Here is a 25,105-nt window from a genome sequence, read left to right as displayed (position 1 = left end):
AGGAATATAAAAGCATGAAAAAAGTAGCTGTAATATTAGCAGGAAGTGGCGTATACGATGGCAGTGAAATTAATGAAGTAGTTTTAACGCTATTACACATAGCCAAAAATGGCGGGGCTTATCAATGTTTTGCACCTGATATTGAGCAACTTCATACCATTAACCACTTAACAGGCGATGTTATGCCTGATAAACGCAATGTATTAACAGAAGCTGCTCGTATTGCACGGGGCGACATAAAATCCCTGATTGACCTAGATGTAGCTCAATTTGATGCGTTAATTGTACCTGGTGGTTTTGGTGCGGCTAAAAACTTATGCGACTTTGCAATTAAGGGCACAAAAGCAAATATCAATCAGGACGTACTTAATACTTGTAAAGCATTTGCTAAAGCAAAAAAACCTGCTGGGTATATGTGTATTGCACCCGCTTTGATCCCATTTATTTACGATAATGCCCAACTCACTATTGGTAACGATGTAGATACAGCACAAGCACTAAGCACATTAGGCGCCAAACATATTAACTGCGCAGTGGATGATGTAGTGATCGATGAAGCAAATAAGCTAGTTACCACTCCTGCTTACATGTTGGCACAATCGATTCTTGATGCGGATGCGGGGATCGCAAAACTAGTTACTAGCGTATTAACAATGAATTAATTTTGATCTTAAGATCTAAGAAGTTAATAATATGACTGATTACGCTTATTAAATTGCTCAACAAAAAACAATAAATAATTAAATTTTATTGCGTTAACGCAAAAAGTAGTCAGTTTTATTAATAAAAACGTCTCTTAGCATTTTATAAATTGGCTCAGAGAGTTATAATCGGTTTAATTTCCGTCATCTATATCGTGATTGATCACGTTCAAATCGAAGTGAGCAAGGCAAAATGAAAAAATTAACAGCTGCTGCATTATTATTGCTAGCAACCACCGCATACGCACAGCCATATGATAACTCTATGACTGAAGATGCAATTAAAAAACGTCTCGCGCCGGTTGGTGCTGTGTATCTTGAAGGTGATAAAGCAGCTGTTGCTGCAGTACCTACAGGCCCACGTTCTGGTGAGCAAGTATATCAGGGTGCATGTTTTGCATGTCATGGCACTGGTGCACTAGGCGCGCCAAAGTCAGCTGACGATTGGGCTCCACGCATAGCTAAAGGTAAAGACACTTTACTTGGGCATGCAATTAATGGTTTTAATGCAATGCCGCCAAAAGGCACTTGTATGGATTGTTCTGATGATGAGATAAGCGCTGCAATCGATTTTATGACATCTAAATAAGTATTTGTAAAATAAAAAAGGTTTACCTATGGGTAAGCCTTTTTTAATACCTTTTTAACGCTTTTAGCGCCTTAATTAGGGTAATATCCACTTGACGATCGCCGCTAAAAATGAAATTATAAGGCTAATAACTATACAATAATAATAGTCGGTTAACGTCATTGGAAGATAAACTCTCAGCATCGAGTAAGTTAGCGTATCAAAACAAGCGCCTTAAAGTGCTACTCGAAAAGTACAAACAATCCCATCACCTACAAAATGCGCTGATCCAACTATCAGAGCAAGCTAGTACTGTTGCTGAGTTAACTCTGTTATATCCCGCTATCCATGACATTTTACAAAAATATGTGCCCAGTAAAAGTTTTTATGTCGTTTTATCGAACCAAGACACACAATCATTAGAGCTTTCTTACTTTTCAGATGAAAAAGATGGAATTGCAGTTGCACTCAACCAAACAAACAGCTTTGATGAAGGCGCGACTGGCTATGTATTTAAACAAGGCAAAACAACCTGTTTTACTAAGCAGCAAATGCAAGACGCAGCTGCAAAAGGTTTATTTAAAGCATTAGGCACCCCCGCCGAGCATTGGGTTGGCGTACCTGTTTATCAGGAAAGAAATATCATTGGTGTGCTCGCTGCACAAAGTTACGATACTCGAAAAGGTTACAGTGACCAGCAAATACAATTGCTTGAGGTTATGTCACTTTACTTAGCAACAGCAATAGAGCGTGTTAAAAAGCGCGAGCTATTAGAATCAGAAGTTAAAATTCGTACCCGTGCACTCACTCAGAGTAATGACGCATTAAACCTAGAAATAGAGCAACGAAAACGCGCACTTCAACGTCAACAAATTCTATTTAAAATTTCAGAATTAGCGACTCAAGCTAAAAACCTTAACGATGCTTACGTTAAAATACATGAAATAATAAAAACAATTACCTATGCAGAAAATTTATATATTGCACTTTATGATAAAGAATCTGGCTGGATCAGCTTTCCTTATTGTGTTGATGAATTTAAAGATAATACGCAACCAAGACGCTTTGCTAAAGGCTATAGTGAGCTAGTTATAAGCACCGAAGAAACACAACTTATACATCCGTGCAGAGCAAAAAAATTAATAGAGAAAGGCGTAGTACAACGAGCTAAACCAGTAAAAAAAGAGCAAATGGCCACCAGTTGGTTGGGTGCTCCACTAAAGACCTCGCAAGGAGTTATGGGTTTAATTGTTTGCCAAGCCTATTACAACAAACATATTTTTAACCAAGATGATTGCGAACTTATCACCTTTGTATCGCATCAAATTGCAGCTGTATTGCAAACCAAACTAGCTAACCAAGCAATAAAAAAAAGCCACCAAGAGCTAGAGTTTCGGGTGAGCGAAAAAACGAAAGAGTTACGTCAAACTAATTTACATTTACAAATGCAAATGGAAGAGCGAAAAAAAATAGAACAGCAGCTTTATCATGATGCACATCATGACTCTCTCACTAGTTTGCCTAATCGTAGTTTATTTTTAACACAACTAGAAAAAACGCTACAACATTTTCAACGCTTTCCTGAACATCATTTTGCTGTGTTATTTATAGATTTAGACAAATTTAAAGATATAAACGACCAGTTAGGACATCATGCCGGTGATCAATTTTTAATTAGTGTCGCAGAGCTATTTTCTCAGTGCATACGCGAGCACGATTTACTTGCTCGCTTAGGCGGGGATGAATTTGTTATTTTATTAACGCATTTAACCGAGCCACAGCAAGCGGAAGACGTTGCAAATCGTATTATTGATTTAATGAAGAAACCATTTAGTTTAAAAGGTACCTCTCTTCAAAGCGGCGCGAGTATAGGAATAACCTACTCAAAGCACGACTATACACACACAGACGAAATTATTCGCGATGCTGATGCAGCTATGTATTATGCAAAAAATTCGGGCCGAAATCGCTACGAGTTATTTCATCCACTCTTGTCACAATCAGTATCACAGCAAGAATTACATATATTGCATCATTTAGATGCATTACCAATGAGCTTTAGAAGCTCAGAAATTATTACCTTAGATGAGCAACATCAATCTGAATCATTATTTGAAGCATTTGGTGAACACCCAATACTTGGTTTTACTAGCTTTGATATTTTGAAAAAGTTTGCATCCGACAAAGAACAGCATCTTGAGGTAGAATTACAGCTACTACAACGAGCTTATGCACAAGCGCTTGAAGCTAATGTAAGTATGGCACTTGTGCCCTGCTCTTGCCTGTTATTAGAGCCTCATGAATTTACTTTATTCACCGAAGTACTGAGCAAACAAATTGGCCAAAGCCAGCTTTGTCTATTATTTGATGAGCAAGAAATTCGCCATGCATGTGCTACACAACTCGAAAATCTAAAAAAACTTCCCCAGCTTGGCTACTCCATTGGATTAAACAATTTTGCTAGAGATAGATGTGAACTTAATTTATTAACCGACGTTAACTTCGACTATTTATTACTAAGTTCAACATTTAGCAAGCGTATTCTACAGCAGGAAAGCTATGATTTTCAGTTACAAGGCGTATTAGCAATAACTAAACTTAAAACAATAAAGGTAATAGCCAAGGGCCCATCAATACTCAACTTTAGAACATTATTAGATAAACACGGTTTAGCTTTTTTTGTCGGTAAACAACATTCTCTTGTTTGCGCTGAGCAATCTCCAACAAGCACAACGCAATCACAGCTCAGCTAAGAAATTACCCTTTATAGTAGTTAATTACTCAGGTTTTTTATTAAACATAGCCCGTAAATTAGCGACTCTTGCTTGGCCTTTTTCCATGCGCTCTGCTTGCGTATTTGGCGCCTTTTTGTTTTCGAACGCGAGATCGTCCTGCGGTAACTCTTGTACAAATCGGCTTAACTCAGTTTGTGAGGTTTCACCAAATTGACGACGAATTTTTGCATAAGTAAGTGTTAACTCCTGCTGTGCGCGAGTAATACCAACATAAGCTAAGCGGCGCTCTTCATCTACGTTGTCCTCATCAATACTGACCTGATGCGGAAGTAAGCCCTCTTCCATACCCACCATAAATACGTATGGGTACTCTAAGCCCTTTGATGCATGTAGTGTTGATAAGTGCACTGCATCAGTTTCATCTTCTTCTTCGTTACGCTCAAGCATATCGCGAAGGGTTAGCTTACTAACAACCTCAGCCAATGTCATTGGTTCGTTATCGGCATCACCGGTCAACATATCGGTGATCCAGCGATATAGCTCGGATACATTTTTCATGCGCATTTCAGCGGCTTTTGCGCTAGGGGACGACTCGTACAAATACGCCTCGTAGTTAATATTACGGACTAAATCTTTAACTGCTTCGAGCGTGTCGCTTCGTACCGCGTTATCAGATAGCTCAACAACCCAACGAGCAAATCCAGCAAGCGCATTAAAGCCACGCCCTTTTAGTCTGTAGCCTAAATCGTTATCAAAGCAAGTAGCAAACAAGCTCGCATGTTTTTCGTTAGCTAATGTGCCAAGCTTTTCAAGGGTAACCGTACCTATTTCACGTCGTGGTGTATTTACGATACGTAAAAAAGCATTGTCATCATCTTGATTAACTAGCAAACGTAAATACGCCATAATATCTTTAATTTCTGAGCGAGCGAAAAACGACATACCGCCACTAATTTTATAAGGGATACGGTTACTCATTAGTGATTTTTCAAAGCCACGCGCTTGATGATTACCACGATACAAAATAGCGTAGTCTTTATAGCTTGTGCGCTTCATAAACTTATGCGAGATTATTTCAGCAACTACGCGCTCAGATTCATGCTCTTCATCGCGACACCCTATTACTTTTATCGGTTCACCGTAACCTAGCTCACTAAATAGCTTTTTCTCTATATCGTGAGGGTTATTGGCAATTAAAATGTTAGCCGCTTTTAGTATTCGCCCTGCACTTCGATAATTTTGCTCAAGCTTTATTAGCCTAAGCCCTGGGTAGTCTTTACCTAATAACACTAAGTTTTGCGGACGTGCACCACGCCAAGAATAAATTGATTGGTCGTCATCACCTACCACGGTAAAACGGGCACGCTCGCCTACTAGCAATTTAACAAGTTGATATTGGCTTGTATTGGTATCTTGATACTCATCCACCAGCAAATATTTAAAGCGTTGCTGCCAACGCTCACGGGAAGTGGCATTATTAGTGAGTAACAAAGTAGGGATCATAATTAAATCATCAAAATCCAGTGCGTTATATGCACGTAGCTGATTTTGATAGCGAGCATAAAGCTGTGCAAACAAGGCTTTTTGCGCATCGCGCGCTTCGCGTATTGCTTGCTCTGGCAGTACTAATTCATTTTTCCAACTACCAATTTCCATTTTAAGTAGTTTGAGTAGGTCTTTGTCTTTTTTTAGTTCGTCTTCGGTGAGCTCACTAAGAAGCTGATTAGTATCTTGATCATCAAATAACGAAAAGCCGGGCTTAAACCCTAATGTACTCAACTCTTTTTTTATTATTTCTAAACCGAGTGTATGAAACGTTGATACCCATAAACCTTTAGCGTCTTGCTTACCGAGCGTTTGCAGTACTCGCTCACGCATTTCTTTAGCTGCTTTATTGGTAAAAGTAACGGCGGCTATATTTCGCGCTTTGTACTCACATTTTTTCACTAAATAAGCTATTTTATTCGTAATAACACGGGTTTTACCAGAGCCTGCGCCTGCGAGTACTAAGCATGGACCACTAATATATTTTACGGCTTCATCTTGTTTAGGATTGAGTTTCATAACGACCAAAGAAATTTAAAAGACGCGCAATTTTAACGTAACCATTACTGCGAGCATAGCAATTGCCTTAATTAATTAAGGTAAAGATGATCATGTGTTAAATACCGTGGGTATAAGGTAATATTAGTTATTATCATTTAGGCAATGCCGAAGGGACAAATATGATCAACCCAGCAAAACTTGAAGAAATTGCTAAGCAAATTACTAGCAATATGCCACAAGGTGTAAAAAACCTAGCAGACACACTCGAAGGTAAAACAAAGCAAGTTTTACAAAACAAGCTTGCTGAGATGGACTTTGTGAGCCGTGAAGAATTTGATGTGCAAAGCCAAGTACTTATTCGTACTCGCGAAAAGTTAACCGAACTTGAAGCTAAAGTTGCATTGCTTGAGCAACAACTTAGCACTGAGACTGACGCTGAATAATTACAAAGGCAGCTTAGGCTGCCTTTTGCGTTTTACTAAGTTAATTCAAATAGCTCATCAAGTACGTAATAAAATAACTTAGTCTGTTGCTCTAAACTCACACTCAGCATTTTTTGCGCAACTTGCTCGCCAGTTATTGGTTTGTAACGCTTTAAAAATGGAAGTCGTGTAATAACAGGAAAAATAATACTGCCTATTTTTTCTGCCACTCTAAATTGCTCACGATCACCTAACAATAAAGACGGTTGAAAAATGCTGACTTTATCAAAAGCGAGTGCTTTTATATGCTGCTCAAGCTCACCCTTCATTTTTAAATAAGGGCTATTGCTGTGCGTGTTCGCCCCGCTTGATGACACTAAACAATAATGCGTAACGCCATTACATGCCGCTAACTGCGCCGCTATAAACTGATAATCAAAATCAACTTTACGCTGAGCTTGTATCGATCCAGCTTGCTTACGGGTGGTGCCCAAACACGAAAACAATACGTCACCTTTAAACAGCTCAACGTATTGAGTTAATTTTTCAAAATCAATAACATGATTAACTAGCTTTGCGTGTAAAATAGGCAAAGCCCGACGGCTCAACGTAACCACTTTAGTATAATGCTCGCTATTAAGTAGCTTATGGAGCAACTCATTACCGACCAAACCTGTAGCACCAATTAATACCGCCGTTTTAGTCATGAATTTATTTACTCTCACCCACTTTATTAAGTACGTGTTGTACTGCTCTTTTATAGCTTTGCGTTTCTTCGCTCGCGCACGTCACTACAGATTCTAGATCATGAAGATGCCCGTTTTCTAAACCATACACCCAACCATGAACGCTTAGCTCTTGGCCACGCTCCCACGCATCTTGCACTATATTAGTACGGCATACATTACGTACTTGCTCTATTACATTTAGCTCAATAAGGCGGCTTAATCGTTCGCTTTCTGGCATTGCGTCAAGTTGTTCAAGGTGCTTTTCTTTTACATCCCCTACATGGCGTAGCCAGTTGTCAATAAAGCCAAATTTTGCATTGCTTAAAACGGCTTGTACGCCACCACAACCGTAATGCCCCACAACCATGATATGTTTTACTTTTAAAACCTCTACAGCGTACTGCATAACCGATAAACAGTTATGATCGGTATGTACAACCACGTTAGCAACGTTACGATGTACAAATAATTCGCCTGGTAGTAAATCAACTATTTGATTAGCAGGTACACGAGAGTCTGAGCAACCAATCCATAAATATTCAGGATTTTGTTGCATAGATAAAATTTTAAAAAACTCAGGGTCTGCTTCACTTGTACGAGCAGCCCAACGTTTATTGTTATCGAATAAATTTTTTAACTTTCTCATTGCATCTCTTATTAAGTCGAGGGCGGAAATTTAGTGGATATTAGCAAGAATCAAAATATTGCGAGGCGTTAACTGCTTTTCACAAAACGTTTTAACGCTTACTTGATAGCCTTGCTGTTGCAAATATAAAGCACGATCGAGCACAAGCCAAACCTCAATTGCCCTTCTGAACACATGTCGAACCAGTTCAACGCGATCTGTTATTTTTTTTCGAGCCTGCCCAATAGATAAATATTTATTGTAATCAGTATCTTGAGGTATTTTTAGTGTCTTTTTTTCTGCTGCCCATCCGCAAAATGATTTAAACGAATCTGAGAATATAGCTTTATTAACCGAAGGAACACTTACGTAGTGTTGTTCGCCAGTAATCGACTTTCTTAGTGCATCAAAACCGAGTCGCCATTCTAGTTCTGTTTTGCGCACTTTTTCTAAACGAGAAGGCGCAGTAACAGTTTCTTGTAAAGCGAGCTTTAAATCGCGGTGTGTTAGGTTTAGTCCACTTTGTTTTGCAACCTCACTCATTGCAAGGTATTCATTAGCCGTAAATAAATGATAACAACAAGGTGAAAAACTAATTTGTTGTACTTTTGCTAAACTTGCTTGGCGCATAAATGTTTGGTGTAAACCTCCACATGCGTGAAGTGCTACAGCATGCATATCTGTATTAAAAAATTGAGTGATATCGTCTTTTAATACATTTGCTTGGCTAAAGTGCATTACCAAGCCTTGTTGCTGTACACTTTTTTGTCCTTGCTCGCATAAGCTTTGTTGCAGTTCAATACTATGCACATTACTTGCGCCATTAAACGCAAGCATTCGCCCTAAGTGCCCTTTACCGGCGCACCATTCTAAAACTGGTTGCTTAGTATTAGGTAGTGCAGATACAAAATCTTTTAACTGCTCAAATTTACGGCCTTTAATGCCGTTACTCAGCCAAAAAGGATAATCAACTTTCGCGTGTGCGGTGCTAGGTAATTCGCATAAATTAGCGAGCTCATCAAGTTGGTTTATATGATTGCTAAAAAATTGATATAGTTTATCTTGATCATTATCAAGTGCGATTACTTGATCATCCGTTAGATTATTGAGTGTGTCTTGCAGATCTCTCCAAGGAATCGCGTCAAAATCAAACGCAGTGCACTGCCAATAATGACGATTACGCATGAGTAATGAATCAAGTGCAAAAAATTGTTCCGCTAAAGTCATAACTGCTTAAAGTATAAAAAAGACAATTAATTATACCAGCTCGATGAACTCTCATTAAGTGGTTATTTTTTGCTGAATATTAAACGTAAATACAGAGGAATAGAAACAATACTAATAATCATCGCAGCAATTAACATCCACGATAACTGCACTTTTTCGGGTTCTTGATATTTATATATAAAATTCGCTTTCACCTCATCAAATTCATTTTGCTCAATTGCATATAGATCAGCAATTAAACGCCATTTTGCTATCGACATATGCCCTAAACTGGTCGTGGGTGGCGTTATATAATCCCTTAGTACTTCGGCCTCAAAAGCGAGCTGATGAAAACTTTTACTCGGTGCATATCTTTGCTGGGTTACCGCAATAGCTTCATCCATATTCATCATTGCATAGCGCCAGCCTTTTAGGCTTGCTTGATAAAACTTTTCCACCGTTTGCGGATTTTTTTTAAGCATACTTTCGCTGGTAAATAAAATATCTCCATATACATCCATACCATAACGCTGTGGGCATATAAGCCGGTGAGATACGCTTTGCTGAGTCATGTAGTACGGCTGGTTAGTAGCATACACTTGCATAGCATCTAGCTTGTTTTCAATCCAAGCCTGATCTGGATTTTCGCCATCGTAAAGTTTGAGTTTATCGACATCAACGCCACTGCGTTTAAGCATAATAAGTAGTTCGGTACCATCATTTTTGCTCACCGCAGTGATACGTTTATTAACAAAGTCACGTGGATGAAAAATATCAGACGTGTCTTTAACCATCCAGCAGTAAGGTGAAAACTGTAATAAGGCAGCCATAGCAACAAGAGGTTGTCCATTAATACGTTGCTGTAAAATGCCTGAATGTCCGACACCAAACTGTGCTTCTCCATTGGCAACAGGACCAAAAGTATCAGGCATCATTGGATTAGCTGGTTTTATAGTTACATCAAGGCCTGCTTCATTATAAAAGCCTTTTTGCTCTGCCATATAATAACCGGCAAACTGAAACTGATGCGTCCATTTTAGCTGTAATGTAACTGATTCTTGCGCCACTATGTGACTACAAAAAAAACACAATACAAAAATTAATCCTTTTAATAGCAACCAAGGGCCCTCAAAAAGTATGACGATTACCTGTAACTATATGTAAAATTTACGATAAAGCAAGCACCCTAGTTAGGTGCCTGCCTTTAAAGAAGGACTATACTGAGGCGAGTTTTTCGGCTTTTTCTGCTTGCGGCTTTGATGTTAAAAATTGGCTAAAGCACGGATTTTGTGTTTCATCTTGTACACTGTAACCTAAACGGTTTAAGTGCTCGTTAAACATCTCATACTGACTTGGCTCAATAGCAAAACCTGCCAGTACATTCCCCATAGAACCACCGTGATTACGATAATGAAATAAGGTAATGTTCCAATTACTACCTAAAGTATCTAAAAAGCGTGCAAGCGCACCTGGATATTCAGGAAATTCAAAGCGAAGTAAGCGCTCATGTAATTGCTCTGGTGCTTTTCCGCCAACCATATAGCGCACATGTAATTTAGCGAGTTCGTTATCCGACAGGTCGCAAAATTGGTAATCATTATTTGTTAAGTCTTGCTTTAGCTCATTAAGCTCTTGCTCGCCTTGGCGCAGGGCAATACCTACAAATATTTGTGCTTCACCAGGTCCTGCATAACGGTAGTTAAACTCAGTAATAGCACGGCCACCTAAAGAAGCACAAAACTGTTTAAAACTGCCTTTTTCTTCTTTAATAGTAACCGCTAATAACGCTTCGTTTTTTTCACCCAGCGCAGTGCGCTCTGCAACATAACGCAGGCGATCAAAGTTTAAATTAGCACCCGAAAGCACAGCCGCTAAATGTAACCCTTTTAACCCTGACTGTTGGCTCCACTTTTTAAGCCCTGCCGTTGCAAGTGCACCTGAAGGCTCTGCAATTGCACGGGTAGATACAAAAATATCCTGCATGGCAGCACATATTTCGTCGCTGGTAACGGTTATAACTTCATCACAAAACTTTTGCGCTAAGCGAAATGTTTCAGTGCCAATAATTTTAACCGCTACGCCATCGGCAAAACTGCCAACGCGATCAAGCTCTACTGGCTTGCCGGCTTCAAGTGCTGCTTGTAAACACGCACTTTCGTCGGCCTCTACACCAATTACTTTTATATCTGGACGCAGCGATTTAATATAAACCGCCATCCCAGCAAGTAAACCGCCGCCGCCAACAGGAATAAACACCGCATCGAGCTCGTTTAATTGCTGCATTAGCTCGCGTGCTACAGTGCCTTGACCAACAATGACATCCGGATCATCAAATGGTGGGACAAATATACCATTGCGTTGCTCTGTAAGTTCAAGCGCATATGCTTTTGCTGCATCAAAATGATGGCCATGTAATACAACTTCACCGCCAAGTGCGCGTACGGCGCTTACTTTTATTTCAGGCGTTGTTACTGGCATTACAATGGTGGCTTGATGCCCTAAGTGAGATGCACTTAATGCAACCCCTTGAGCATGATTACCCGCAGAAGCGGTAATAACCACCGAACCTTTAGGTAATTTATTTAATTTGTTATACGCCCCGCGTAATTTAAACGAATACACGGGCTGTTGGTCTTCACGCTTTAACCAAACATGGTTACCTAGCTTTTTACTGAGTTCAGCCATTTTGCTAACCTCAGTAACTTTAGCCAAAGGCTCCATGTTTGCTTGAATAATAGCGCGAAAATAATCGAGCTCTTGAGAAACCATAATTAACTAAGCGCCTCCAATTTAGCTAAATCGCGAACAGCGCCTTTATCAGCACTCGTTGCAAGTAATGCATAGGCTTTTAAAGCAGACGACACATAACGTTCACGATCAACTGGTTTGTACGCCATTTTTCCGCGTGCTAATTGCTTTTGTTTACGTGCCTCAAGTTCTTCATCGCTTAGCGCTAACGTAATTTCGCGTGTTGCGATATCAATAATGATTTTGTCGCCATTTTCAACATAAGCAATTGCACCACCACTTGCAGCCTCTGGCGACACATGGCCAATTGATAAACCCGAAGTACCACCCGAAAAGCGACCATCAGTAATAAGTGCGCATTTTTCAGCTAAGCCTTTCGATTTTAAGTAGCTTGTTGGGTATAGCATTTCTTGCATCCCTGGGCCGCCTTTTGGCCCTTCATAACGAATAACAACAACATCGCCGGCTTTTACTTCGTTATTTAAAATCCCTTCTACTGAATCATCTTGTGATTCGTACACCACTGCGGTGCCTTCAAAATGCAGCATTTCGTCAACGACGCCTGCACTTTTCACAACACAACCATCAACGGCTAAATTCCCCGAAAGCACAGCTAAGCCACCGTCTTGACGAAAAGCGTGTTCAACGCTTCGAATACACCCATTCACACGGTCGTTATCGCCTTCATCCCAACGACACTCTTGGCTCATTGCTTTAGTTGTACGAATGCCCGCAGGGCCTGCACGATAAAATTTGCGCGCAGCTTCGTTAGTTGGGTCGGTTGCATCCCATTTTTTAACAAGCTCAGCCATCGTTGACCCTGCAACATGATTAACCGACATATCAACTAAACCTGCTTTACCAAGCTCGCGAACAACTGCCATCATGCCACCAGCGCGATGTACATCTTCAATATGGTACTCTGGTGTTGCTGGTGCAACTTTACATAAAAACGGTGTTTTACGAGAAAGCGCATCAATGTGCGACATATCAAAATCAACGCCCGCTTCTTGCGCTGCAGCGAGTAAATGTAATACGGTATTTGACGAGCCGCCCATTGCAATATCAACAACCATTGCATTCATAAAGGCTGTTTTATTGGCAATAGCGCGTGGCAATACATCTTGATTGTCTTTTTGGTAATACTCACGACATAAATCAACAATACGGGCACCCGCTTCAACATACAGTTGTTTACGGTCTTTATGAGTCGCAAGCGTGGTACCGTTACCCGGCAATGCTAAACCAATCGCTTCTAGCAAACAGTTCATTGAATTTGCAGTAAACATACCTGAACACGAACCACATGTAGGACACGCAGAACGCTCTACTTGCTCTGAATCTGCATCACTTACCGATTCATCAGCACCTTTAACCATGGCATCAACTAAATCAAGTTTAATGTCGATGTTAGCAAGTTTAGTTTTACCCGCTTCCATTGGACCGCCCGATACAAATATTACCGGAATGTTTAAGCGTAGTGCTGCAAGCATCATTCCTGGCGTAATTTTGTCGCAGTTTGAAATACAGATCATCGCATCAGCACAATGACCATTTACCATGTACTCAACCGAATCAGCAATTAAATCGCGCGAAGGCAGCGAATAAAGCATACCGCCGTGCCCCATCGCAATACCATCATCAATCGCAATGGTATTAAATTCTTTTGGAACGCCACCGGCTTGGGTTATTGTCTCACCCATAAGCTCACTAAGCTGATTAAGGTGTACATGCCCTGGTACAAATTGTGTAAACGAGTTAACTACGGCAATAATCGGTTTACCAAAATCAGAGTCTGTCATACCTGTTGCGCGCCATAATGCTCTTGCGCCTGCACGTTTACGTCCTTCAGTTGTTGTTGCACTTCTTAATTTAGCCATAGTTACCTCAGTTTTTGCCGCAATGTAAGCGGGCATTCCTCATTCTAAAATTGGTGAATAACCGAGTGACTCAGTTACTCGTAAATTATTTTTTAATGCGTAATTACACAGCCTGTTGGTGCTGTAAATTTTGTAAAGTGACTTCTTTTACATCCACCAGCTTATTTAACTGGCTGGTTAATAGGTGAATAGGTTTATCACTATCTACCGTCATGACCACATTGTATAAGCCATCATCCATATTGAGCTGAAAATGCGTGAGGTCAAAACCACGATGACGCACAACGCGTAAAAAGCGCTCTACCGCTATACTTTGGCTTTTTAATGCAATAGTTAGGCTATGTTTCATTGTGCTTTCTCCGTCATCATTTCGTCGTTAGCAGCCCCAGGTGGTACAAGTGGCCAAACGTTTTCTTTATTATCAATACAGGCATGTACTATGTACGGGCCTTTACTGTTAACTAATGCTGTAATAGCATCATCAACTTGGTTCGCGTGGGTAATTGTTTGCCCAGGAATACCAAATACAGCAGCTAATTGAACAAAATCTGGATTATCCGAAAGGTCAGTTTCAGAGTAACGCCCTTCAAAAAATAGTTCCTGCCATTGGCGAACCATACCCAAGCGCTGATTATCTAAAATTAATATTTTTACAGGTAAATTATTACGGCGAATAGTGGCCAATTCTTGAATATTCATCATTATTGAGCCATCACCCGACACAGTAATAACAAAGTCATCAGGGCGTGCTACCTGCGCGCCAATAGCCGCAGGTAAACCAAAGCCCATTGTACCTGCACCACCACTGCTTAAATGATTACTCGGGTGAGTAAACTTCATGTGTTGTGCTACCCACATTTGGTGTTGACCAACATCGCAACACACAACACCCGTTTTTGGCATGCGTTGGCTTAGTTGGTTTAATAAGTACGGTGCAAAAACCTTCTCACCTGGGTAGTCGTAACGCCACGCGTGCTTAATATTCATTTCTTTATTTGTGTCACACCAGGCTTTAGGTGTTACAAAGCACTCAAGTGCGGGTAACGACGTTTTTAAATCAGCAATTAATGAGGCTTTAGCAGGTTTTCGTTTACCAACTTCAGCGGCATCTATATCTAAATGGATTACTTTTGCTTTAGCTGCAAATTTAGCTAAGTTACCTGTTACGCGATCATCAAAGCGTGCACCTATACATACAAGTACATCACATTCTTGCACCGCAATATTAGCAGCTTGACCACCATGCATACCTAACATACCTAAGTAATGCTCGTAATCTGGTAACACACTGCCTAGCGCTTTAAGTGTTGATACAGCTGGCATCTGCGTTTTGTTTAAAAACTGCATTAACTCGTCTTGCGCATCAGCAGCTTGTACACCACCGCCTACATACGCTACAGGCTGTTTAGCCTCACTCAACAGTTGGTTAGCAATAGCAACTTGCTTTAAATCTAACTCTGGTAAGTATTCATCAGCTGCAAGCCAAGGCTTAAAAGGGACTTGCGCCATTTGAATATCTTTTGGGATATCGACAAGTACGGGACCTGGTCGGCCGCTTTGCGCTAAATGGATCGCTTCTTGTAATATCTCTGCTAAGTCTTCAGCTCGTTCTACCATGTAGCTATGTTTGGTACACGAAAGCGACATACCTAGTACATCTATTTCTTGAAATGCATCAGATCCAATGGCTGCAGTAGGCACTTGGCCGGTGATCGCTAACAACGGAACTGAGTCCATCATCGCATCAGCAAGGGCTGTTATTAAGTTAGTTGCACCTGGGCCCGATGTTGCAAAGCACACGCCTAATTTACGCGTACTGCGAGCATAACCAACAGCGGCAAACCCTGCACCTTGCTCATGGCGAGTAAGGTAGTGTTTGACTGGCGCACCATACAGCGCATCGTAAATTGGCATAATAGCTCCGCCTGGGTAGCCAAATACTTCATTTACGCCGTGTTTGGTCAATAAATCGATTGTTAGTTCTGCGCCTGTCATTAATAAACCCTCATTCCTCAGTGACAACCCAATTACATTTTTACGCTAAAAACTTTACCCTTAAAACTAAAAAGCCCTCCGAACGGTTAAGTGCGGAGGGCTTTTTAATGCTTAAGTTTTTAAAGCACTACGAAGCCCTCGCGGGAATAATCACCACGATAATAATCAGGACTAGGTTAAGTGCATTTGTAAGCATGTAATTAATACCAAATTTTGTTCAATTATTGCGAAGATTAACTCTTCACTCTCTTTTTATATTAGTACCGCGCTAGGCCCTTTAAGTCAACACCAAAGTTAATCTAACAAAAAGACTAAAAGGCAATTTATCAGGTTTTAAAATTCATTATATAAACTGGTGGTGGTTTTTTTATGCTCTAATTTCATTCTCAGAAATTCACTATTCTTATATCCCTTATTTAAGGTTTGATTAATTTTTAAGAATATTTTTATAAATAAAATTATTTATCACCTTCAGGTAATGCGTAGGTTCTCTTAAGCAGTTCTTAAGTGTTGTTGCATAGCATGGCGTTGTTATTTTAAACGAGCCTAAATATGAACGTCATTAGTCAAACACCAGCACAAAAAAAGCCAAATCGTAGTAAACGATTTTACATTCACTGTAGTGCAAATGCCTTTGTAGTGATGATTGCCTGTTATTACTGTTTAGTTATAAACATTCCTTTTATTCAAGGTTCGTTTAGCGCCATCACCTCCCTTACATCTTTTTCGTGGCTATTTTTACTTTCAGTGCCACTACTGTTGTTATGCCTTTTAATCATTTTCTTTTCGATAGTGTCGGTTAGGTGGTTACTAAAGCCAATTAACTACCTTTTACTGATAATTTCGAGCGCTGTGCTTTACGGCTCATTAAATTACGGCGTCGTGTTTGACTATTCAATGATTCAAAACACATTTGAAACTGATTTAAGCGAAGCGTTGAGCTATTTAAACCCGCAGCTCATAGGTTTTCTACTGCTGTTTTGTGCGCTACCTGTTTTTGTATTAAGCAAAGTAAAAATACACTTTACCCGCCCTCACCAAGAAGCGATTAGCCGCATAAAACTTATTATTGCCTGCTTAACGCTAATTGCTTTAGTGGTCGCTAACTTTTACGCCGACTACGCAGCCACAGGCCGCAATAACCGTATTTTAAAAAAAGAAATCATTCCATTTCAATACCTCTCTAGCGGTTATAAATATATGCGCGATCAGCTGCTGTATACCAATATGGAATTTAAAAATATAGACGCAACACCTACTCTTATTGCACCCAATACCACCAGCGTAACCGTTATAGTTGTTGGCGAAACCGCACGAGCAGAAAACTTTACTTATCAAGGTTATAAGCGCAACACAAATTCTTACACACAAAAGTACAATGTTACATATTTTAATAATGTGGCGTCTTGTGGCACCGCTACTGCAGTGTCTGTGCCGTGTATGTTTTCACTGCAAACACAAGATAACTTTGATCGATTAGCAGCCGACAACCAACAAAACCTGATTGATTTAGCACAACAAGCTGGCAGCGATGTACTGTGGGTTGATAATAACAGCGGCTGTAAAAACGTATGCACCCGTGTTGTTAACATTGACATCCCAACCACCCCATCAGCACTTTGCGATGGAAAATATTGTTTTGATGAAGCACTGCTTGTTCCACTTAAACGCAAACTCGCTAATTTAAGCCAAGCTAATACCGTTATCGTCCTACATATGATGGGCTCACACGGACCAACCTACTTTAAACGCTACCCAGAAAAATTTAAGCAATTTACACCCACGTGCGATAGAAGCGACATTCAAAACTGCTCACTCGATGAATTAGTTAATACCTACGACAACACAATTGCGTACAGCGACTTTGTTAATGCCCAAGTAATTGAGCAATTAAAAGCACTGCCAAGCAATATAGATAAGCAGTTTTTATATGTCTCTGATCATGGTGAATCACTTGGCGAAGCTGGTGCTTATTTACATGGTTTTCCGTATAGCTTTGCCCCAAGTACACAAACACATGTCCCCCTTTATATGTGGGCTGATGAGCATAACCAGCGCATTACCAATACCTGTTTAGTTAATTTAGACACCCGCGCTGCACGCTCACACAACAATATTTTTCACACCCTTTTAAATTTAATTGGCATTAAAAGCAAAGCGTATCAGGCATCCCTTGATTTACTTGCTAGCTGCCAAACAACACCAAGCGAAATACAATTATGAGTAATAAAACCGTTATAAAACGCCAAGGCTTAATGCGCCTTATTTTTACCTTAAGCCATTCTTTTAACGGCTTAAAATGGATGAGTCGATTTGAAGCGGCGTTTCAACAAGAGCTAGCACTGTTTTCATTATTGGGTGTGTTCGTGTGGCTACAAGAAGTTACACTAAGCGATAAACTATTACTTATTGCCAGCCTGCTTTTTGTGTTGTTTGCTGAACTAGTAAATACGGCAGTTGAGGTTGTAGTTGATAGGATTGGCAGTGAATACCATGAGCTTTCAGGGCTCGCTAAAGATATTGCCTCTGCAAGCGTGTTTATAGCTATGCTAATTGCCACACTTATTTGGTGGGCTGTGTTATGGGCATAAAGCTAACTTTTATACCTAAAATAACCAGTTTAATATTTAAAGTAATACCTAAGGTACAAAATGCACTTGGCCCTGTATGGATTTTTATTGTATTTACTATTTTAGCACTTAGCTTTTTAACACTTGCCCGCTTTGGTTTAAGTGTATGGCAAGGCGAACGTGTATTTGGATCGCATGCGTGGTTGTCTATATTTATAGGTGGTTTAAGAGTTGATATAGCCACTCTAAGCTACATTATTATGCCCGCATTACTACTTACCTTACTGATGCAAAGCGTAGGTTGGCAAAATAAAGTACGCGGCCTAATTAAAATTTACTTAGTGGGGATGTCTGCTTTACTCGTTTTTTTTGAAGTGATTACGCCTACGTTTATAAACGAGTACGACTTGCGCCCTAACCGCTTATTTATAGAATATTTAATTTACCCTAAAGAAGTCTCAAAAATGATTTTTTCAGGCTATAAGTTAGAAGTATTTATTGCTGTTATAGCACTTGTTTTAAGCTGTAAATTTGCAAGCAAAATATTTAGCAATCAATGGCAAAGTACGTCATCACTAACAGGCTTAAACCAATCAATTTTAGCGCTCGTTTTAGTATGCTTAACTATTTTGGGCGCGCGTAACTCATTAGGGCACAGACCACTTAACCCCGCCATGGTCTCGTTCTCTACTGATCACTTACTTAACGACTTAACCCTTAACTCACTTTATAGCGTCGCGTTTGCAGTTAAGCAACTCTCTAACGAACAATCAAGCCAAGACTATTATGGCAAAATGCCTACCGCTGAATTGCTTAGTATTGTGCGTAGAAACATGCAAAACACGCAAGCTGCATTTAATGATGTAACCGCCCCTACAAAAACGTTTCATGAAGCAAGTAATACAGGTAAACCAAAAAATCTAGTCATTATTTTACAAGAAAGTTTAGGTGCTCGTTATGTAGGCACGCTTGGCGGTTTACCGCTTACACCTAATATAGACGCCCTTTATAAACAAGGCTGGGGGTTTGATAATTTATACGCCACGGGTACACGTTCAGTACGTGGAATTGAGGCAGTAATTACAGGGTTTACACCAACGCCTTCGCGTGCAGTTGTTAAGCTTGATAAATCACAACGTGACTTTTTTACCATTGCTGATTTTTTAGCGAAGCAAAATTACAACACGCAGTTCATTTATGGTGGCGAAAGCCATTTTGATAACATGCGCAGCTTCTTTTTAGGCAACGGTTTTAAAAGTATCGTAGATACAAATAACTTTAAAAAAATAGACTTTAATGGCTCGTGGGGCGCATCAGACGAAGACTTATACGACCAAGCCGACATAGAACTTACTAAGCTTAAAAATCAAAACAAACCTTTTTTTAGCCTTATATTCTCAAGCTCTAATCATAGTCCGTATGACTTTCCTGACGATAAAATAACGCTGTACGACAAACAAAAACAAACCCGTAATAATGCAGCAAAGTATGCAGATTACGCGCTAGGTACATTTATCGAAAAAGCCAAAAAATCGAGCTACTGGGACGACACTGTATTTATAGTTATTGCCGATCACGACTCGCGCGTATCGGGTTCGAATTTAGTACCGGTTGATCACTTTAAAATTCCGGCCGTTATTTTTGGTAAAGATATTACCCATAAACGAGATAGCCAACTAGCCAGCCAGATCGATATTCCTGTTACTCTACTGTCTTTAATTGGCGCAAGTGGTAAGCACCCTATGATAGGCCATGATTTATCAAAGCCAATTAGCGACAACAAACAACGCGCAATGATGCAATACGACAAAAACTTTGCCTACATGCACGATAATAAAGTGGTGGTGTTACAACCACAAAAACCAGCAACCACCTATACGTATAGCAATAACCAGCTTGTGCCATATGAAAACGATGAGCAACTAGTTAAAAAAGCCCTAGCCCACGCGAACTTAGGTAATCTAGCTTATACAAATGGTTGGTACCATTAGTTATTATTCTTGCAGTGACTTGATAATAAAGCCTTGTTAAAGTAACAAGGCTATTTTTATAAACCGAGTAAACATGAAAATCCTCGTTATTGAAGACTCTGAAGCACTAAGACGCAGCTTGCAAGTTGGCCTTAGCAACCTTGGTTTTACCGTAGATGAAACAGGTGATGGCTCAGAAGGGTTGAGTATGGCACTGAGTGGAAACTACGACCTCCTTGTACTTGATTTAATGCTACCCAGTGTTGATGGCATGAGTATTTTACAAGCACTGCGCAGCAGTAATAGCCAAAGCCGTGTGCTAATTTTATCTGCACGAAGTGAGCCTCAAGATAAAATTAACGGTCTTATGAAAGGCGCTGACGATTATTTAACTAAGCCATTTTCGTTTGAAGAACTCCATGCTCGTGTCCTTGCATTACTTCGTCGTGGTTCACTGCAAAACCAACAAAATACCCTTACCGTAGGTGATTGCGTATTAGATCTCTCGCTTAAAACTCTTCACTACAAGCAACATGTCATTGAGCTCACTCGCAATGAATACAAAATAATAGAATGCTTATTTAATGCCCCAGAGCGAGTATTAGGACTCGAGCTTATAAGTGAAGCGGTGGTAGGTCAGTTTGATATGCTCTCTAAAAATGCGCTTGAAGCACACATCTCAACCATACGTAAAAAAGTAAGACAGTTTGACGGCGAGCTCCCGATAAAAAATAAACGTGGATTTGGTTATGTCGCAACAACAAAATAAAAGTCACTCAATAAAACGTAAACTCGTTAATAATATTAGCGCTGTGATCTCAGTTATTTTATTCACCATATTTTTAACCGTTGATTTAAGCGTTGATACTTGGGTGGAAGATCAGTTCAATCAGTCTTTAACTAACAAAGCTAACTACTTAAAAACCTTAGTTGAAGATGACAACAACGTGGTTGAATTTGATTTTGCTGGTGAATTTATGTCGGAGTATGAAGCAGCCGATGCCACGGAGTTTTACCAGTTATGGCATGGCCGTGATGTGTTTGAGCGCTCGGACTCATTAGCGCTTTATGAAAATGCTAACCTGCCTTTTTTAGAAATGCCGATAAACGAATCTAAAATTATAGATTACGAGCTTCCTAACGGGCGTGATGGTCGCGCACTTATAAGTCACTTTGTAGCCCAAAAAGATGATAGAAACCCCACTCACTCTGCTGTTTTTAATACCATGACTCTTGCGATTGCAGCGCCGACAGCCGAACTTAATAAAGTACTGATAATTATTGATGTGGTCTTTATTTTAACCTGTGTACTTGGTGTGTTTGGTGTGCGCTATTTAGTGACACGTATTGTAAATAAAGGCCTGCACCCTCTACACAATTTAAACGACCAAATTAAGTTACTCGATATTACCGGTGTAGCGCAAACAATAGAAAGCGACTTCAAAGTAGAAGAAATAGAACCTATACGTAACGAGCTAAATAAGTTTATTACCGTTAATCAGCAACTCTATAGTAATGAAAAGCGCCTAACAAGCGACATTGCACACGAGCTAAAAACCCCAATAGCTGAACTCATAAGCCTTTCAGAAGTGGCTATTCGCTACCCTGACGATAAACGTATTAGCGACACCTATACAAGTGATGTACTTAGTATTTCACAGCGTATGAAAACGATTGTTAACAACCTCTTATTATTGCAGCGCTCAAGTAGTAGTGCTATGCAATTGAATGCGCAAAATATCATTCTAAATAACTTAGTAAATCAAATTATTGATGAGCTGACCTTTAAGCATCCAAGTATCAAAACGCGTTTAAATAACGAAATAAATGGCGAACTTACGCTTAATGTTGACGAATTTAGTTTAAGTACCATTTTATGTAACTTAATCGATAACGCACTATTTTATGGACTTCCTGAGGCGCCAACTAAATTAACTGCCGTAAATAACAGCACAAACATGAGCATCTCTGTTAGTAACAAAGTAAATAAACCACTAAGTGATGAACAGCTAACTGCTATTTTTGACCCGCTCTATCAGCTAGATTCATCTAGAACTAATAATCAGCGCCATGGTTTAGGATTATCAATTGTACAGAGCTTATGTAACTTAAATGGCTTTACTATTACGGCCAGTAATACCGAAAACAATACGTTAACGTTTATATTAACGTTACCTCTGAAGTAAATTTAGGTTAGTATTTACACTACTAATTTTGAGATTTTAAGGACAAACCATGAATGCTCTTACCCGTGTTAGCCACTTTTTTATTGTGGCATTACTTATAACATTTAGCTTTAACAGCTATGCAGCACCTGCCTTATATAAAATAGAAAAAAATGGCGTCAGCTCATACCTATTTGGCACTGTACACGTTGGTGATGCCAGCATGAAAGGCTTACCTAAAAATGTAACCGATGCAATTAGTGCAAGCAAAGAAGTCATTGTTGAAGTTGATATAAGCAAACTTACTCCACTTGAAATGCAGCAGCGCTCAATGCCATTTATGATGCTAAGTGACGGTACAACATTACAAACTGAGCTTTCAAAGCAAAATTATACCAAGCTAAAAGATTACTTTGCTAAAAAGTCGATTGATATTGCTATGTTTAATGGCTTAAAGCCTTGGGCTGTTATGGTGACTATGATGCAAATTGAATTTCAAAATGCAGGTTATTCAGATAAAACCGGCATAGACAAGCAAGTGCTTAGTTATGCTAAAGAGCATAATATTAAAATTGGCGAGCTTGAAACCCTAGAACAACAACTACAAATGTTTGATGGTATGGTGCTATTAAGCAATGAAATGATTGAAGAAACCTTTGAGCAACTAGCCGATATTAATACTTACTTTATCAAGTTAGTTAATGCGTGGAAAAGCGGTGACATGGACACACTAACCGATTACTACAACATGAGTTTTGATGACAGTAATTACGGTGAAATTAGCGAGCAAGTAATGCTAACTAACCGCAATAATAATTGGGTTAAACAACTCACACCGCGTTTAGCAAACGAGCAGCTATTTATTGCTGTAGGCGCTCTGCATTTACCTGAAAAACACGGGTTACTTAAACAACTTCGAGATAAAGGCTTTAGCGTTACTCGTCTTTAAAATAAAAATGACCCCAATAGAGCTTACGTAAACAAACTCGCTAAGTAAGCTCATAATGTTTAGGTAAATTATGAAACGTTTTCAATTTGAGATTTTATTTTTTCTCACGATGCTTTTTATCAATGGAGTATATTACTACCAAGAGGGGTATTTTAAACCAAGTGGTGGGTTAATCCTTGCCTCTATTTTTATTGCGATTGAAATTGTTATTTACTTAATAGAAAGCATTAATAAAAAATATAAAAAACGAACTAACAACTAAAGTCTTCCATTTTTAAGTAATTCTCTATTCCTTTAATTTTGTCTGCCGCATGATGATTTACATAAATCACAGTACTTGTATTAGCAGCACAAACTTTCTCTATTAGTAGCAGTACACGTTGCCTGTTTGCTTCATCCAAGCCTAAGCAAGGCTCATCTAAAACAAGTAACGTTGGATGTTTTACCATAGCTCGCACAATTAAAAGCATACGTTGATCGCCGTACGAAAGCTGGGTGAATGAGGTATTTTGTTTATCACTTAAACCAATAAATGCCAGCCACTGTTGAGCAATATTAATTTGTGCGTCGCTCGGTTTTTGATATAAACCTATGCTGTCGTAAAATCCTGAAATAACAGTATTTAAAGCCGATATACTTACGCGGTAATCCATATGTAGCGCGTTAGATATAAAACCAATATGCTGTTTTATATCCCAAATACTCTCCCCGGTTCCGCGTTTAAAACCGAACACTTCAATGTCATTGCTATAACACTGTGGGTTATCACCTGTTATTAAATTTAATAGGCATGTTTTGCCTGAACCGTTCGCTCCACTAAGCTGCCAATGCTGATGCTTTTTTATAGTCCAATTGAGATTTTTGAATATGCTTACATCACTGTAACTAACTTTAGCATTACTCAATTTAACTAAGGTATTACCGGTGAATGCCTTTTGCTCTTGTTCAGTATCCGGAGATGGCACATCCAATGAGGTATGTTCTAAATGAAGTAGTTTTAGCAAATCACTCAATTGCTCACTGTCTGGCTTTGCCAAAGTATGTAACAAGCAACCTTGGTTTACATAGCCATAGTGAGTAATGAATGAAGGGATTTCGTCTAGGCGGTTTAGTACAAAAACAAAAGTAATAATTTGGCTAAGTTCTATGAGTATTTTATTAAGCTGCTGGCAAGATTGTACGTCGAGTCCATGAAATGGCTCATCAAGCACGACTAACTCACTATGGGAGCTGAGTCCTTTTATAAGTAGGAGTTTACGAGTTTCACCCGTTGAAAGGTCTCTAAAATGCCTATTTAGTAATGAGCTAAATTTAAATAATTCTATTAGCTGCGCTAATAATTCATCATTATTACTATGCCCTGTAAAAATAAGGTCTTTAACGAGAGTGTGCTTTTCATGCTCTAATTCTTGAGCTAGTAACTGTTTATGTGAATCTGAAGACACGAGCATAAGCTTATTAATACTACTTATACGCTTACCACTTTCGCACTTAGCCTCACCGATTAACGCAGCTGTCAGAGCAGATTTACCAGCTCCATTAGCACCTAAAAGTAACCAATGTTCTCCTAGGTTTACTTGCCAATCTAAGTTGCATATATCGTAACGGCTTTTACCTTGCCCTTGTAAGTAACCATTAAATTGCTCAAGCGTAATTGACTGCACTAACTTTTCCTAATAAACCTTAAAACAGCAAGTTAACGTATATTAAAAGTGCTTAGCAAGCTTGTTATCCGCAAAATTAATTTATTTCACTAGGGCGTATTGACCTTTGTGGATTGAAATTTGTTCAATCTAG

The 25,105-nt window shown here is 39.4% G+C and carries 21 protein-coding genes; 11 read left to right on the top strand and 10 right to left on the bottom strand.

Translation table 11 applies throughout. The features are described from left to right. Positions 1-14: 14 nt before the first annotated feature. From elbB to AOR04_RS01685, 3 genes are all read left to right on the top strand, one after another. Positions 15-662 (top strand): isoprenoid biosynthesis glyoxalase ElbB, encoded by a 648-nt coding sequence (gene elbB, locus AOR04_RS01695; protein WP_008137696.1) that lies wholly within the window; start codon positions 15-17, stop codon positions 660-662. Between the two features lie 232 nt (positions 663-894). Continuing rightward, the gene (locus tag AOR04_RS01690; protein WP_007377277.1) at positions 895-1,290 is read left to right on the top strand and encodes a c-type cytochrome; all 396 of its coding nucleotides are present in this window, start codon (positions 895-897) and stop codon (positions 1,288-1,290) included. 161 nt (positions 1,291-1,451) lie between these two features. Beyond that, positions 1,452-4,022, top strand: coding sequence for a bifunctional diguanylate cyclase/phosphodiesterase (locus AOR04_RS01685; protein WP_008137697.1), 2,571 nt, complete (start codon positions 1,452-1,454; stop codon positions 4,020-4,022). Between the two features lie 24 nt (positions 4,023-4,046). Here AOR04_RS01685 and rep read toward each other — a convergent pair whose 3' ends face one another. Next, positions 4,047-6,068: a DNA helicase Rep gene (rep, locus tag AOR04_RS01680; protein WP_033028820.1), complete on the bottom strand. Its 2,022-nt coding sequence runs from the start codon at positions 6,066-6,068 to the stop codon at positions 4,047-4,049. Between the two features lie 161 nt (positions 6,069-6,229). On the opposite strand from rep, the gene ubiK reads away from it, so the two are divergent. Then, a complete protein-coding gene (gene ubiK / locus AOR04_RS01675; RefSeq protein ID WP_096792344.1) occupies positions 6,230-6,493 on the top strand; it encodes a ubiquinone biosynthesis accessory factor UbiK in 264 nt (87 codons plus the stop codon). A 35-nt stretch (positions 6,494-6,528) separates the two neighbouring features. Here ubiK and AOR04_RS01670 read toward each other — a convergent pair whose 3' ends face one another. From AOR04_RS01670 to ilvG, 8 genes are all read right to left on the bottom strand, one after another. Then, complete coding sequence (locus AOR04_RS01670; RefSeq protein WP_096792343.1) at positions 6,529-7,179, bottom strand: NAD(P)H-binding protein; 651 nt, start codon at positions 7,177-7,179, stop codon at positions 6,529-6,531. A gap of 4 nt (positions 7,180-7,183) precedes the next feature. After that, positions 7,184-7,846 (bottom strand): carbonate dehydratase, encoded by a 663-nt coding sequence (gene can / locus AOR04_RS01665; RefSeq protein WP_007377282.1) that lies wholly within the window; start codon positions 7,844-7,846, stop codon positions 7,184-7,186. 30 nt (positions 7,847-7,876) lie between these two features. Beyond that, on the bottom strand, positions 7,877-9,052 hold the full coding sequence (locus tag AOR04_RS01660; protein ID WP_096792342.1) for a methyltransferase: 1,176 nt from the start codon (positions 9,050-9,052) through the stop codon (positions 7,877-7,879). Positions 9,053-9,114: 62 nt separating this feature from the next. Then, positions 9,115-10,149 carry an ABC transporter substrate-binding protein gene (locus AOR04_RS01655; protein ID WP_096792341.1) on the bottom strand — a complete coding sequence of 345 codons (1,035 nt, stop codon included), beginning with the start codon at positions 10,147-10,149 and terminating at the stop codon, positions 9,115-9,117. A 97-nt stretch (positions 10,150-10,246) separates the two neighbouring features. Next, positions 10,247-11,800: a threonine ammonia-lyase, biosynthetic gene (gene ilvA / locus AOR04_RS01650; protein ID WP_096792340.1), complete on the bottom strand. Its 1,554-nt coding sequence runs from the start codon at positions 11,798-11,800 to the stop codon at positions 10,247-10,249. A 2-nt stretch (positions 11,801-11,802) separates the two neighbouring features. Further along, positions 11,803-13,659 carry a dihydroxy-acid dehydratase gene (ilvD, locus tag AOR04_RS01645; RefSeq protein ID WP_096794061.1) on the bottom strand — a complete coding sequence of 619 codons (1,857 nt, stop codon included), beginning with the start codon at positions 13,657-13,659 and terminating at the stop codon, positions 11,803-11,805. Positions 13,660-13,762: 103 nt separating this feature from the next. Further along, entirely contained in the window at positions 13,763-14,008 is a 246-nt protein-coding gene (gene ilvM / locus AOR04_RS01640; protein ID WP_096792339.1) for an acetolactate synthase 2 small subunit, read from the bottom strand. Then, the gene (gene ilvG / locus AOR04_RS01635; RefSeq protein WP_096792338.1) at positions 14,005-15,654 is read right to left on the bottom strand and encodes an acetolactate synthase 2 catalytic subunit; all 1,650 of its coding nucleotides are present in this window, start codon (positions 15,652-15,654) and stop codon (positions 14,005-14,007) included. Before ilvG ends, ilvM begins: the two co-directional genes overlap by 4 nt. Before the next feature lie 552 nt (positions 15,655-16,206). Here ilvG and AOR04_RS01630 point away from each other — a divergent pair. From AOR04_RS01630 to AOR04_RS01600, 7 genes are all read left to right on the top strand, one after another. Continuing rightward, positions 16,207-17,877 (top strand): phosphoethanolamine transferase, encoded by a 1,671-nt coding sequence (locus AOR04_RS01630; RefSeq protein WP_096792337.1) that lies wholly within the window; start codon positions 16,207-16,209, stop codon positions 17,875-17,877. Further along, positions 17,874-18,245, top strand: coding sequence for a diacylglycerol kinase (locus AOR04_RS01625; protein WP_096792336.1), 372 nt, complete (start codon positions 17,874-17,876; stop codon positions 18,243-18,245). Before AOR04_RS01630 ends, AOR04_RS01625 begins: the two co-directional genes overlap by 4 nt. Further along, a complete protein-coding gene (locus AOR04_RS01620) occupies positions 18,236-20,215 on the top strand; it encodes an LTA synthase family protein (protein ID WP_096792335.1) in 1,980 nt (659 codons plus the stop codon). Before AOR04_RS01625 ends, AOR04_RS01620 begins: the two co-directional genes overlap by 10 nt. Positions 20,216-20,288: 73 nt before the next feature. Further along, on the top strand, positions 20,289-20,963 hold the full coding sequence (locus AOR04_RS01615; RefSeq protein WP_033028815.1) for a response regulator transcription factor: 675 nt from the start codon (positions 20,289-20,291) through the stop codon (positions 20,961-20,963). Then, positions 20,944-22,380: a sensor histidine kinase gene (locus AOR04_RS01610; RefSeq protein WP_096792334.1), complete on the top strand. Its 1,437-nt coding sequence runs from the start codon at positions 20,944-20,946 to the stop codon at positions 22,378-22,380. Before AOR04_RS01615 ends, AOR04_RS01610 begins: the two co-directional genes overlap by 20 nt. Before the next feature lie 49 nt (positions 22,381-22,429). After that, positions 22,430-23,308 carry a TraB/GumN family protein gene (locus AOR04_RS01605; RefSeq protein ID WP_096792333.1) on the top strand — a complete coding sequence of 293 codons (879 nt, stop codon included), beginning with the start codon at positions 22,430-22,432 and terminating at the stop codon, positions 23,306-23,308. 70 nt (positions 23,309-23,378) lie between these two features. Further along, a complete protein-coding gene (locus AOR04_RS01600; RefSeq protein WP_008166123.1) occupies positions 23,379-23,570 on the top strand; it encodes a hypothetical protein in 192 nt (63 codons plus the stop codon). Here AOR04_RS01600 and AOR04_RS01595 read toward each other — a convergent pair. Then, the gene (locus AOR04_RS01595) at positions 23,560-24,972 is read right to left on the bottom strand and encodes an ATP-binding cassette domain-containing protein (protein WP_096792332.1); all 1,413 of its coding nucleotides are present in this window, start codon (positions 24,970-24,972) and stop codon (positions 23,560-23,562) included. The two genes, AOR04_RS01600 and AOR04_RS01595, sit on opposite strands and share 11 nt — an antisense overlap. Between the last annotated feature and the right edge of the window lie 133 nt (positions 24,973-25,105).

This window comes from Pseudoalteromonas sp. 1_2015MBL_MicDiv (assembly GCF_002407505.1).
In the GTDB taxonomy this organism is placed as follows: domain Bacteria; phylum Pseudomonadota; class Gammaproteobacteria; order Enterobacterales; family Alteromonadaceae; genus Pseudoalteromonas; species Pseudoalteromonas fuliginea.
This window is presented reverse-complemented; position numbering and strand designations above follow the sequence as displayed.